This is a genomic window from Mycobacterium sp. GA-1199, from assembly GCF_001500045.1.
Taxonomy (GTDB): domain Bacteria; phylum Actinomycetota; class Actinomycetes; order Mycobacteriales; family Mycobacteriaceae; genus Mycobacterium.
The window spans coordinates 45,178-57,979 of record NZ_LQIX01000011.1; the positions used below are offsets into that span (position 1 = coordinate 45,178).

12 protein-coding genes and 1 tRNA gene are annotated in these 12,802 nt (G+C 65.8%); 9 read left to right on the top strand and 4 right to left on the bottom strand.

Going from position 1 to position 12,802, the window contains the following annotated elements:
* Positions 1-14 precede the first annotated feature (14 nt).
* Both dnaG and AU198_RS08695 read left to right on the top strand, forming a co-directional pair.
* A complete protein-coding gene (gene dnaG / locus AU198_RS08690) occupies positions 15-1,946 on the top strand; it encodes a DNA primase (protein WP_064347624.1) in 1,932 nt (643 codons plus the stop codon).
* Positions 1,947-2,017: 71 nt separating this feature from the next.
* Positions 2,018-2,308 carry a DUF7155 family protein gene (locus AU198_RS08695; RefSeq protein ID WP_502689275.1) on the top strand — a complete coding sequence of 97 codons (291 nt, stop codon included), beginning with the start codon at positions 2,018-2,020 and terminating at the stop codon, positions 2,306-2,308.
* Here the strand turns inward: AU198_RS08695 and AU198_RS08700 are convergent.
* On the bottom strand, positions 2,305-2,559 hold the full coding sequence (locus AU198_RS08700; protein ID WP_064347626.1) for a hypothetical protein: 255 nt from the start codon (positions 2,557-2,559) through the stop codon (positions 2,305-2,307). The two genes, AU198_RS08695 and AU198_RS08700, sit on opposite strands and share 4 nt — an antisense overlap.
* Positions 2,560-2,705: 146 nt before the next feature.
* Between AU198_RS08700 and AU198_RS08705 the strand changes: the two genes are divergently transcribed.
* The 5 genes from AU198_RS08705 (at position 2,706) to AU198_RS08725 (ending at position 6,774) form a co-directional block, all read left to right on the top strand.
* Positions 2,706-2,778 (top strand) — tRNA-Asn (locus AU198_RS08705).
* A 73-nt stretch (positions 2,779-2,851) separates the two neighbouring features.
* Entirely contained in the window at positions 2,852-3,223 is a 372-nt protein-coding gene (locus tag AU198_RS08710; RefSeq protein WP_064347716.1) for a hypothetical protein, read from the top strand.
* A gap of 158 nt (positions 3,224-3,381) precedes the next feature.
* On the top strand, positions 3,382-5,688 hold the full coding sequence (locus tag AU198_RS08715; protein WP_064347628.1) for a DUF4185 domain-containing protein: 2,307 nt from the start codon (positions 3,382-3,384) through the stop codon (positions 5,686-5,688).
* Positions 5,689-5,692: 4 nt separating this feature from the next.
* On the top strand, positions 5,693-6,154 hold the full coding sequence (locus AU198_RS08720; RefSeq protein ID WP_064347718.1) for a hypothetical protein: 462 nt from the start codon (positions 5,693-5,695) through the stop codon (positions 6,152-6,154).
* Between the two features lie 230 nt (positions 6,155-6,384).
* Positions 6,385-6,774 carry a nuclear transport factor 2 family protein gene (locus AU198_RS08725; protein ID WP_064347630.1) on the top strand — a complete coding sequence of 130 codons (390 nt, stop codon included), beginning with the start codon at positions 6,385-6,387 and terminating at the stop codon, positions 6,772-6,774.
* Between the two features lie 56 nt (positions 6,775-6,830).
* On the opposite strand, the gene AU198_RS08730 is transcribed toward AU198_RS08725, so the two are convergent.
* Both AU198_RS08730 and AU198_RS08735 read right to left on the bottom strand, forming a co-directional pair.
* Positions 6,831-7,139 (bottom strand): hypothetical protein, encoded by a 309-nt coding sequence (locus tag AU198_RS08730; protein WP_064347632.1) that lies wholly within the window; start codon positions 7,137-7,139, stop codon positions 6,831-6,833.
* Between the two features lie 66 nt (positions 7,140-7,205).
* Positions 7,206-9,179 (bottom strand): acyl-CoA dehydrogenase family protein, encoded by a 1,974-nt coding sequence (locus tag AU198_RS08735; protein ID WP_064347634.1) that lies wholly within the window; start codon positions 9,177-9,179, stop codon positions 7,206-7,208.
* A gap of 101 nt (positions 9,180-9,280) precedes the next feature.
* On the opposite strand from AU198_RS08735, the gene AU198_RS08740 reads away from it, so the two are divergent.
* On the top strand, positions 9,281-9,994 hold the full coding sequence (locus AU198_RS08740) for a VIT1/CCC1 transporter family protein (protein WP_064347637.1): 714 nt from the start codon (positions 9,281-9,283) through the stop codon (positions 9,992-9,994).
* Positions 9,995-10,340: 346 nt separating this feature from the next.
* On the opposite strand, the gene AU198_RS08745 is transcribed toward AU198_RS08740, so the two are convergent.
* Positions 10,341-11,465, bottom strand: a complete 1,125-nt coding sequence (locus AU198_RS08745; protein ID WP_064347639.1) for an acyl-CoA dehydrogenase family protein — start codon at positions 11,463-11,465, stop codon at positions 10,341-10,343.
* Positions 11,466-11,583: 118 nt separating this feature from the next.
* On the opposite strand from AU198_RS08745, the gene AU198_RS08750 reads away from it, so the two are divergent.
* Positions 11,584-12,786: an acyl-CoA dehydrogenase family protein gene (locus tag AU198_RS08750; RefSeq protein ID WP_064347641.1), complete on the top strand. Its 1,203-nt coding sequence runs from the start codon at positions 11,584-11,586 to the stop codon at positions 12,784-12,786.
* The last annotated feature ends 16 nt before the right edge of the window (positions 12,787-12,802 follow it).

Genomic DNA, 12,802 nt, shown 5'->3' on the forward strand with positions numbered 1-12,802 from the left:
TCTAGACTGGCCCGGTGGCCGGCCGCATTCCTGATCGCGATATCGCGGCCATTCGCGACCAAGTCCGCATCGAGGACGTCGTCGGCGACTACGTGCAGTTGCGGCGCGCGGGCGCGGACTCGCTGAAGGGGCTGTGCCCGTTCCATGACGAGAAGTCGCCGTCGTTCCACGTGCGGCCCAATCACGGCCACTTCCACTGCTTCGGCTGCGGCGAGGGTGGCGACGTCTACGCCTTCGTCCAGAAGATCGAGCACGTCAGCTTCGTCGAGTCGGTCGAACTGCTCGCCGACCGTGTCGGCTACACGATCACCTACACCGGCACCTCGACCACCAATGTGCAGCGCGACCGTGGCAGCCGCAGCAGGTTGCTGGCGGCCAACGCGGCAGCACAGGAGTTTTACGCGGCGGCGCTGGAGTCCGAGGAGGCCGCACCGGCGCGGCAGTACTTGATCGAGCGCAACTTCGACGGCCATGCGGCCAACCGGTTCGGCTGCGGCTTCGCGCCGTCGGGCTGGGACACGTTGACAAAGCATCTGCTGCGCAAGGGTTTTGAGTTCAAGGAACTCGAGTCGGCAGGCCTGTCCCGGGAAGGCAAACGCGGCCCGATGGACCGCTTCCACCGCCGGCTGCTGTGGCCTATCAGGGCAAGCGGCGGCGAGGTGATCGGTTTCGGCGCGCGCCGGATCTTCGACGACGACCCGATGGAAGCCAAGTACGTCAACACGCCCGAAACCGTTCTCTACAAGAAATCGTCGGTGCTGTTCGGGTTGGACCTGGCCAAACGCGACATCGCCAAGGGGCATCAGGCCGTTGTGGTCGAGGGCTACACCGACGTGATGGCGATGCACCTGGCCGGCGTGACAACCGCGGTCGCGTCCTGCGGGACCGCATTCGGCGACGAGCACTTGTCGATGTTGCGTCGACTCATGATGGACGACAACTTCTTTCGCGGCGAGCTGATCTACGTCTTCGACGGCGACGCGGCGGGCCGTGCCGCGGCGATCAAGGCGTTCGAGGGTGAACAGAACCTGGCGGGCCAGTCGTTCGTCGCGGTGGCCTCAGAAGACAAATTGGCCGGGATGGATCCGTGTGACATCCGGCTTCATTTCGGCGACGGTGCGCTGCGCGACCTGGTGGCACGTCGAACACCGTTGTTCGAGTTCGCGATTCGCACCGCGCTGGCCGAACACGACCTCGACAGCGCCGAGGGTCGGGTCGCCGCGTTGCGCAGGTGCGTGCCGATGGTGGCTCGCATCAAGGAGCCGATGCTGCGCGACGAGTACGCGCGCCGCCTGTCGGGATGGGTCGGTTGGGCCGACGAGGGGCAGGTGCTCACGCGGGTGCGCGAGGAAGCCCAGAAGCGGGGGATGCCCGAACGCGCCGGTCGCAGGCGCACCGCAAGCGAGCAGGCGCAGCCACGCAGGTCACGCACTCCTGACCCGGGTTCGCGGCCCGACCCTGCGGATCCGACGCTGTGGCCGCAACGCGAGGCGCTCAAGGCCGCCTTGCAGTATCCCGCGCTCGCGGGGCCGGTGTTCGACTCCCTGACGGTCGAGAGCTTCACGCATCCGGGTTACGCCGCGGTGCGCGCGGCCGTCGACGCCGCCGGTGGCACGTCCACCGGCCAGTCCGGCGCGGAGTGGATCGAGACGGTTCGCACGCACACCGAGACGCCCGCCGCCGCGAGCCTGGTCAACGAGCTCGGGGTGGAAGCCATCAACGTCGACGACGACGAGCGCTTGCCGCGCTACATCGGCGGGGTGTTGGCCCGGTTGCAGGAAGTCTGGGTGGGGCGACAGATCGCCGAGGTCAAGTCCAAACTTCAGCGCATGTCACCGGTCGAGCAGGGCGACGAGTACCACGCATTGTTCGGGGACCTGGTCGCGATGGAGGCGTATCGGCGCAGCCTGCTCGAGCAGGCCAGCGGAGACGACATCTCTGCGTAGCCCTCGGTAACGCGATATGGTGGGCGCGCTATACAACCGTGGGAACGGTCAGCGGTCAGGAAGGCGTGGACGTGACATCGACCAACAACCGGACGCGACGCTTCGTCGCCGCAGGTGCGTTCGCGGTGGCCGCCGTCGCGGCGCCGCTCGCCGCCTCCGTGCTGTCCGAATCCGATGCAGCCCCGCCGCTCAGCCAGTGCCTGGCGTGGTTCGGGAACAAGGAGGACGGCCGCTGCCTCGGCGTCTCCAATGGCAACGGCATCAACGTCGGCACGCCCGATATCGGCCTCAATCAGGGGCAGACCGGCATCAACACGGGCCCGTTGGTCCCGGGCCAGACGATCACCGACCCGTACCGCTAGCGGACCTTTCTCACCTGCGCGGTCTCGGGCCCGATGATCTCGGTTCCGTTGTCGATCTCGGTCAACGTGATCATCGGTGGGTCCGGTGACACCCGGTCGGCGATCTTGCGTCGTCCGGCGTCGAGCACGGCTTTCGCCGCAGGGCTCTCGGTGACCGCCTTGTAGGTGCCGGCGATCTGCTCATATCGGCGGCGGCCGGCCTTCGAGCCGAGTACATAGCCGACACCCAATACGACGAAATACCCGATCACAAGGTCCCTTCCAAAAACGGTGTGTTGCGTTCCATCCTGCCTGACGTACCTGAGAGCGCGAGCGGTGGCGGCGTATTGGCGGCGCCGCCGACACGTACGCTAGAGTCAACCCCCGTCCCGCACACAGCGTGCCGGCGGGAGAGCAGTCCCCTGTAGCTCAATTGGCAGAGCATTCGGCTGTTAACCGAAGGGTTGCTGGTTCGAGTCCAGCCGGGGGAGCAGCATTACCACTTTCGGGTTCTCCACCGTGTCGGGCCAACCCATCTCAGCACGCACAGCGCATGATGGGCGGATGGCTGATGCAGGCATCTGGATCGCGTGGGGCATCCCTACCCGCGGACGTGAAGTGCAAGCACTCGAATTCTTCCGGGAGTCCCTCGAGGGCTACGGTGCCCAGCTTCTGCGCGATGGGGCGATCGAGCGCTACGACGTCGCCGTACTGCGCCCTCAGAACATGGAACTCGGCGGGTTCGTCTTGATCCAAGGATCGCAGGAGCAGATAGACGCGCTGCGTCGGGACGGGGACTTCCAGCAATTCGTGACGCAGGTCCAACTGGTGGCCGACAGCGTCGGAATGGTCGACGCATGGGTCAACGACGGCCTCGGCGATGCCTTCGATCTGTATGAGAAGGCACTACGCAAGGCAGGCCTGCTTTCCTCTTAGGTGATAGCTCCTCTGTGAACCAGTAACGCAAAACCCCAGCACGGCGATGACTGCCCTGACAGTTGTTGCGAGTGGGACATCTGCCGGTTTTGCTGACACCCCCCATAACTGCTATTACATTGCTTCGACGGGCGGGGGATCTTTTTCGGAGGGCAAGCATGGGCGCAGCAAGGTATGTCGGTCGTGTCGGGGGGCTGGCCATCGCGTTGGGGGTGGGTACCGCGGTTGCCGTGGGACACGGCTTCGCAGTGGCAGACACCACCGACTCGCAATGGGACAAGTCCGCTAATTCGGAGTCCGCGACCGGCGGGCCGGGGGCCGCGACAGGGTCCGTGACGTCGGGTAGCGGTGCCACGACGTCCACGACGGGGTCGGCCTCGACGTCCACCTCGACCTCGGCGGGGAACGACAAGGACGATGACGACGAGGACGACGACAAAGAGCCGTCCGACTCGAGGACCCGGACCCGCACCGTGACCGGCGGTGTGACGGTCAGCGCCCAAACCAATACGGGGTCGTCGCGCGGTACCGCCGCCGAAGACGAAACCGGTGACGAGGAGGGCTCCACTCCGACAGCGGAATCACCGAAGTCCACGTCGACACCGACAGCCGAGCCCACCGCGACACCGAGCCCCGAGCCCACTGCGACGCCGACCGTGGAGCCCACCGCTACGCCGACGGCAACACCGACAGCGACGCCGACGGCCGTGCCGTCACCGACACCCTCCGCCGAGCGGAAGGCGAGCACCGAGTCCGCCAAGAATTTCGATACCGGTGAAGCGGGCCCGTCATCGCAATCGAAACCCGACGCAACCGCTGACGCCTCCACGCAAGAAGCGGGCACCACGACCGACACGGCTGCAACGCAGTCGCTTTCCGACCCCGCCTCGACGCTCCAGGAACCGGCCAAGTACGTGGTGTTCGCCGACGCACGGTCATTGGCGACGACGGCGATGAACAACGCGTCGCCGTTGATGCTCGCCTACCAGCCGACGACCGTGACGCCGGCGGCTCCTGCCAACCTGTTCACCGCGGTCACGAATCTGGTCACCAACACGATCAACTGGATACTGAACCCGCTGGCGGGAACGGTGCCGTCGTCACCCGCGCAGCCGCCGCTGATCTGGGGCTTGCTGGCGTTCGCGCGTCGGGAGTTCGAGAACTTCTTCGCGGCGCTGGCGGGGCGGCCCACCACCACGCCGATGGTGACCACCCCGACGATGATGCTGACGGACCCGATGGCCAGGATGGCGCTGACGGCCGCCGAACCCTTCACTCCGCTGTACTCGCCGTTCCCCAACCCGCAGGTGAGCCCGTCGACGCAGTTCGTCTCCTGGGTGACCGGCCCCCACGCCTACCCCGGTAATCCGCTGCTGGCCAACACCGTCGACCGCTTCTCCGTCGGCGGCACTGACCTCGGGATCATGTGGGACAACGGCATTCTGGAGGACGATCCGAACACTCCGGAGATCGAACGCAGGCAGATCCTGATCGCCTTCGGGGACACATTCTTCGACGGCAATATGTCGCAAGACTGGCGGTCCAACATCATCATGCGAAGCGAGGACTGGTACCTCGCCAACGGCATGGAGATCCCCGACGGCGAGTGGTACAACGGCAACATGTTCGGCGGCGCGCCGTTGGGCCCCGACGGCTACCCGACCCGCGCCAGGCAGGTCATCTTCCCCGAGGGCTTGCCCGCCGGAATCACGCTGATTCCGACAGCGGGGATCTCGGTGCCCGTGGAAGGCTCCAGGTACGGCACCATCCAATACGTGAGTTTCATGTCGGTGACCCAGTGGGGCGCACCGGGTAGCTGGACGACGAACTACTCGGCGATCGCCTGGTCCGACGATAACGGTGAAACCTTCCATGTCGCACCGGAAACCGTTCGCTACAACCAACCGTGGAGCGGCAACCAGAACTTCCAGCAGATGGCGTTCGTGCGGCCCGGCGACGGATATGTCTACGTGTACGGCACCCCCAACGGCCGTCAGGGCGCGGCATACCTGGCGCGGGTACCCGAGCAGGACATCTTGGATTTGAGTAAGTACGAGTACTGGAACGGCAGCAGCGCCTGGGGTGGGGCTCCGGCCGGTTGGGTGAAGAACAACCCATCCGCGGCCACGGTCGTGTTTGGGGTCGAGCAGGGTGCTTGCGGTGCCGCCGCTGAAGGCAACCAGGTCAGCGAAATGTCCGTGCAGTACAACAAACAGCTGAACAAGTACGTCGTGCTGCACGGCGACCAGTTCAACAACATCGTGCTGCGGACATCCGACACCCCACAGGGCACCTGGTCGAAACCGAAGGTGTTGATGAAGCAACAACCGGGCGGGATCTACGCCCCGATGATGCATCCGTGGTCGCCGTCGACTCAGGGCACCGGTACGGATCTGTACTGGAACCTCTCGGTGTGGGACTCCTACAACGTGGTGATGATGAAGACGGACCTGAGCAAGGTGTGATGTGTTGAGAGTCGTGCTCGCCGCCATGCTGATCGCGTTGATCAGCGCACCGGTCGCGTGCGCGGATCCTGGACCGCCGCCGCCAACCGGTCAGTGCACCGCCGACCTCGAGGGCGCCAGGACGCAGTCGCCGGGCGCGGATACCGTTTCGGTGTGCCGAGGCGGCGCGTGGCAGGATGTGACCGGTCCGCAGCCGCCCGCCGACCGCTGGTTGAGCCAGGCGTCTGGGTTGAGACTGCACGGACAGGGCATGCGTAATCCGGACGTGGCAGCGGGCAAATGGGTTGGGACACCGCGGGACTCGAGCACGACGTGCCGCGCCCAACAGCAGGTGGTCGTCAGCCCCGGTGAGCTCAGCACACCGTCGACCGTCGAAGGGAATCCTGGCCAGCCGCTGCAGTTCGACGTACCGCCGAGGATGTTTCTCATCGAATTGAGCGGCGACTGCCTATGGACGCGGAGCTGAACCAAAATCTCGCTTCCCGCGATCGTTCTCCCTGGTGACAGCAATCGGAAGTTGCCACATGCAACAACGGCGAACCGACGTTGTGGAACCAGCTCCAACGGATCCGACCAGGCGGACAATCTGTTGCGGCGGCGAACGGTCTGACTGATCCGGGAGCTGCACACATGCGGCTCCCTAGACCGGCCACGCTCTCGCGGCCGAAGTATCGGATGCGCACAAAGGGGATCGAAATGTCCGAGCAGGAAAACAAGGAACTCATCCGACGCGGGTACGAGGCTTTCGCAACCGGAGACATGGAGTCGCTGATGAGTCTGTTCGACGACGACATCGAATGGGTTCAGCCCGGCGAGAGCGTTGTCAGCGGCACTTACCACGGCAAGACGGAATTGATGGAGTACCTCGGCCGACTTGCGCAGCGGCCGATCACCATCAGGGTCGACCAGATGATCGCCGAGGGGGACACCGTCGTCGCACTCACGGAGATCAGCGTCGACGGCCAAATCGGCCGGGACGCAGACGTATTCACGGTTCGTGGCGGGAAGACAACCGCGGTGAGGATCCACGGCGACACCGCTCTGATGGAGCGCGTGTACGGGAAGAAGGAGCTGGCCGCGGGCTGAACGCCCCTTGCAGGATGGCTCGTCGTCACGTGGCGGCGGGCCGTCCCGCCGCGGCGTCAGGCGCCGCAGTAGATGGGCGTCCCGGTGAACAGGTCTCTACCGCAGATGGCGCCGGGCGCCGGCGGCGGCGCGGGATAGAGGCGACCGCTCTCGTCGATGAGGTCGTTGCCCTGATACCGGTACCGGTGGCAGACGTTCCAATCCCAGTCCAGGTTGCGGTCCGACGCTGCCGAGGGCGGCGTCTGGCCGGGGCACCAGCTGAACCAGTAGTAGTCGGCACCGGCGCCGCTCGCCAATCCCAATCCGGCCAGCGCGAGACCGCCGGATACCGTCGCTGCTGCGGCGAATCGCGAAATTTGTTTCATGATCGCTTCCTTTGTCGTGAGGTGCGATCAAGTACAGGCCTACTGAGCGGCTACCGATCCCAAGAATTACTTCGGTTCGATCGTTCCCGAGCTGATCGCGTTCTGCTCGGTGTGCTCGTCGGCGTCGGGGATGCGCTCGGGATGCAGCATCTCCGCGTAACGCAACTGTTCGGGGATGCCGAAGCCGTCGACGAGAAGCTCGGCGTTCGGGCGCAGCGTCCGGCAGCGTTCGTTGATGCCACGGGTGACGGCCTTCGCGCGTTCGGTCGAGATGAACCTGTGCTCGATGAACCACGCTCGGTCCTTTTCGATCACCGACAGCGCGTACAGATCGCACACCATGTTCAGGATTTTGCGCGCCTCTTCGTCCTCGCACGCATCGATGCCGGCGACGAAGGCTTCCAGGATCACCCGGTCGATGTGGGCCTGGGCGCAGTGCAGCACGTGGTCCTGCACCGCGTTGAACGCGTCGAACTCGCTCATCTCCTTCGACTTGCCCTGTAGCCGGCGCGCCACCGTGGAGAGCATGTATTCCTCGCGGTCCTCGAACATCTTGACCTGGGTGCCGCGGTTGAACAGGCTGCCTTCCTCCTCGTTGTCCTGCCGGGTGTCGAGGATCGTCTGCATGATCGTCTCGGCCGCAGTGCGTTTGAGCACCCGTTCACCGGCGAAGTTCGCGGCGAACCGCACCCATTCGACCGGGCTCATGCTCTTGACGTCGTCGGCGTACGCGGTGAGCAGTTGCTTGGCCACCAATTGCGTCAGGACGTGGTTGTCGCCCTCGAAGGTGGTGAACACGTCGGTGTCGGCTTTCAACGCGATCAGGCGGTTCTCGGCCATGTAGCCCGCGCCGCCGCAGGCCTCGCGAGCCTCCTGGATCGCGCGGGTGGCGTGCCACGTGTTGGCGGCCTTCAGCCCGGCCGCGCGGCCCTCGAGCTCACGCTGCTCCTCCGGGTCGGGATCCTCGGCGCTCTGCAGGTCATGGCATTTGGCGACGAGTTCGTTCTGCGCGAACTGCAGCGCATACGATTCGGCGATCAGCGGCAGCAGCCGGCGCTGATGCACCAGGTAGTCCATGATGACCACCTCGTGGTCCTCGCCCGGTGCCTCGAACTGCCTGCGCTGCAAGCCGTATCGCGTGGCGATGTCGAGTGCGACGCGGGCCGCGGCCGCCGCGCTGCCGCCCACCGTGACCCGGCCCCGAACCAGGGTGCCGAGCATGGTGAAGAATCGGCGGCCGGGGCTCTCGATCGGTGAGCTGTAGGTGCCGTCGGGCGCGACGTCGCCGTATCTGTTGAGCAGGTTCTCCCGCGGGACGCGGACCTTGTCGAACTGGATCCGGCCGTTGTCGACGCCGGGCAGACCACCCTTGTAGTGGCAGTCCGACGTCGTCACCCCGGGCAGGTCGTTGCCGTCGTCGTCGCGAATCGGCACCAGCACGCAGTGCACACCGTGGCCCTGCCCGTCGGGAGTGATCAGCTGGGCGAAAACGGCGGCGATGCGGGCGGTCTCGGCGGCCCCGCCGATGTAGTCCTTGCGCGCGGTCGGTGTCGGGGAGTCGACGACGAACTCCTCGGTGGCCGGATCGTAGGTGGCGGTGGTCTCCAACGCCTGCACATTGCTGCCGTGACCGGTCTCGGTCATCGCGTAGCAGCCCAGGAGCTCACAGTCGATGATCGGCTTGACGTACTTCTCATGGTGTCGCTCGGTGCCGAGGTTCTCGATGGCCCCGCCGAACAGCCCCCACTGCACACCGGCTTTCACCATCAGCGACAAATCGCTCATCGCCAGCATCTCGATCTGGGTGACGGCCGCACCGACGTCGCCGTTGCCGCCGTGCTCCTTCTTGAAGCCGTCCTCGGCGGCCCCCATGGCCGCCATGATCTTGAGCTGTTCCGCCACCTTCGTACGGGCGATGACGGTGTTGGGGGTGTAGTGCGGTCGGAAGATCTCGTTGGAGAGCTCCTCGCGCATCCGGTTCTTCACATCGCGCCAACGGCCGTCGAGCGCGTTGCGCAGATGTTCCGCAGTGGTGGTCATGACTCGACCGTAGCCGTCCGCGCGCTCCCGCAAACTGTGATGTGGTAAACCCAGGCAATCCTCACTGGACCAGGCGAAATCCGTGGCGTTGAATCATCCTCATGTCCGCCCCGACCGGAGTGCCGCACACCTCGACACATCGCCACGCCGATGTGACCGGCGGCTGGTTGCGCGCTGCGACCTTCGGCGCCATGGACGGTCTGGTCAGCAATACCGCCCTCATCGCGGGGGTCGCCGCAGCGGCCGACCCCAACACCGTCGTCATCAGCGGCGTCGCGGGGCTGTTGGCAGGCGCGTTCTCGATGGCGCTGGGGGAGTACACCTCGGTGACCACCGCCAACGAACAGATCGAATCCGAGGTACTGGTCGAGCGACGAGCCTTTCGCAAGCACCCGCAGGCCGAGAGGGCGGAACTGGTGGCGATGCTGATGGACATGGGCATGACCCGCGATACCGCGCTCAAGGCCACCGACGAGGTCCATCGCGATGAGAACCGAGCCCTGAACTTCCACCTCGTCCAAGAGCTCGGCGTCGACCCCAGGGAGAAGCCTTCGCCGTGGGTCGCGGGTGGGTCGTCGTTCCTGATGTTCACGCTCGGCGCGATCATCCCGCTGATCCCGTACCTGCTCGGCTTCCACTCGCTGTGGGCAGGGCTGGCGTGTGGTGGCGTGGGCCTGCTCGTCGCGGGGGGTGTGGCCGCGCGTTTCACCGGGCGACCGATATGGTTCGCCTCCCTACGTCAGCTGGCATTCGGGACCCTGGCGATCGCCGCGACCTATGTCGTCGGACTGCTAGTGGGTACGTCCGTCACGTGAGTTCGGCGGTCCCCGTCGTGACCTTGTCTGCTGAATCTCTGAAGGCGCCTCGCCGCCGCACGACTGTTCCCTCCGGGAGAAGCCAGGGAACTGCGAACGACGACGGCCGGCGGAGGACGTTTCCGACTAGCGGGTGCGCCGTCTGACCGCAGTCCCGTCCTAGCGTCATCGCATGTGGCGAAATCGCCTGGTAGACAAGGAGACAAGGTACGCCTGACGAGAGGTTGACGATGTGACGTTGACAGGCTTCGCGAACATCGATCCCGCTGCCCACGACATTGGCGCACCCGGGGCAGGTGTTCGGGCTGGACTCGCTGCAGCTGAGTTGGGAGAACTGAGGAAGCCGTCAGGCGGAGGCGCGGACCTGCGCCCGGAACAGCTGCTCGCGGTGATGGTCGGCGTCGCCGTAGAGTGCGGCGCCCACCCGGGCCCGGCGCAGGTACAGGTGTAGGTCGTGCTCCCAGGTGAAACCGATACCGCCGTGCAGTTGTAACGCCTCGCCGGCGAGCCTGTTGACCGCATCGGAGACGTACGCCTTGGCCACGCTGGCGGCGTGGGCGCTGTCGTGGTGTTCACTGTCGAGGGCCATGGCGGCGAAGTACGTTGCGGCGGCACAGGATTGACTCCAGATTCGCATGTCCGCGCACTTGTGTTTGACGGCCTGGAAGCTGCCGACCGCCCGGCCGAACTGAACCCTTTCCTTGACATAGGCCACCGTGACCTCGAGCAGCCGCTCGCCGATTCCGACCAGTTCGGCGCAGGTCAGCACCGCTGCAAGCTGGCCGGAGCGGGCGATGGACTCCTCGGCGGCCGCACCCTCGGCAAGCACGGCCGTGCCCTCCAGCGTCACCCCGTCAAGCACGACGTCACAGAACCGGCGGGTCACGTCGAGCGTGTGCTGGCGCTCGATCTTCACACCGGTTGTCTCGGCGGGTACCAGAAAGCGCGCCGGGCGTCCGTCGAGGACCGAGTCGACCAGAAACGTCGCCGCCGAATCGGCGTCCTGCACCGATGCCTTCGCGCCGTTGAGCACATACCCGGAACCGTCCCGTGTGGCGGTGGTCTGGATTCCCGCCACCGACCAGGGCCGTCCAACCTCGGCGAACGCCCAGGTCGCCGTCTGCGCACCGGAGGCCAGCGCGGACAGCAGCTCCGCTCGACCCGCCACGGTCGAACGGGTGACCGCGTCTGCGACCACGGCGGTCGGCAGGAAGGGCGTACTCGCCAGTCCGCGACCCATTTCAACTGCGACCAAAGCCCATTCGATGACCTGCTGACCCAGCCCCCCGTCGGCCTCGGGAATGGCCAAGGCGGGCCAGCCCAGCTCGGCTCCCTTATGCCACAACTGCTGGTCGTAACCCGCCGGCCCATCGATCAACGCCCGGGCTGCCTCCACCGAGGACTGCCGCTCCAACAACTCCCGGGTGACCTCGATCAGCCCCCGTTGCTCGTCGGTGAGGTCGAAATCCACGGTGTCTCCTTGGCTCTGATCGGTGACGGAAGGACCGGATCCGGAAAAGCCTTCACAAGATACAGGATACTGATTAAGCTCGATTGCTGGTTCGGCCATTCGATGGAGAGGGGTTGAATTGCACCTCGAACAGGACACGCACCTCGACTTGTTGCGCGAGCGGGTGCGTGCCTTGGCCGCCAGCTGTCAACCGCCTCGACATGGTCGAACCGGCGTTCGGGCTCCGGAAGCGCACGACATCCCGAAACTCCGGGAATGGACCGCGCGGCTGTTCTCCGAGCAAATGCTCGGCGTGAATTGGCCGGTCGAATACGGTGGACTGCCCGACGCGCATCCGCTGCACGAGTCGGTCGTGATCGACGAGCTGATCCGTGTGAACGCGCCTGGCCCGGTGGGTGGCGGGATGTTGGCTGCCGCGGCGATCATCGCTTCAGGGTCCGCCGAGCAAAAGGACTACTTCCTGCCCCGCATCCGGTCCGGGGAGCACATCTGGTGCCAGCTGTTCAGCGAGCCGGATGCCGGCAGCGACCTCGCGGGCCTGCGCACCCGCGCACGTCGCGACGGCGACGTGTTCGTCATCGACGGCCAGAAGGTGTGGACCACCAATGGCCAGCACGCCGACTGGGGCTATTTGCTGGCCCGCACCAATCCCGAGGTCCCCAAACACGCGGGCATCACGGCCTTCGCTCTGGACATGTCGCTGCCGGGGGTCACGGTGCGGCCGCTGCGCGAGATCACCGGGACGGCGGACTTCAACGAGGTCTTCCTGGACGGGGTGCGCGTTCCGGCCGAGCACGTGATCGGCGAAGTCGATCAGGGCTGGGCCGTGACCACGGCCAGCTTGGTGCACGAGCGTGCGGGTGCGGGCAGCGGTGCTTCGCTGTTCGGTGCGCTGCAGCGGCTCGTGCGGTTGGCGGGCGCGCTGCCCGACGGCTCCGGCTCCGAGGACGGTGCCACAACCGGCTCGGCGCTCGACCGCCGGGACGTGCGTCAGGCGATCGGAGGCTTCGTCGCCGACGTCCACGTCAACTCGTTGGTCGCGGCATACAACGAGAGCAGGGCGCTGCACGGCGGCGCCGACCTCGCTGACGCGCCGGTGTCGAAGATCCTGTTCAGTCAGATCAATCTTGCGCTGCACGAATACGGTCTGCAGCTTCAAGGCCACGACGGCGTTCGCATCGAGGCGGATTCACATGTGCACGACGGTGGTTGGTGGCAGGATGCGTTTCTTTACGGACGGGCTTTCACCATCGCCGGAGGGACCAACGAGGTTTTGCGTAACGTCATTGCAGAGCGTGCGCTTGGGCTTCCACGTGGCTGACGGCCGGTGAGTGCGG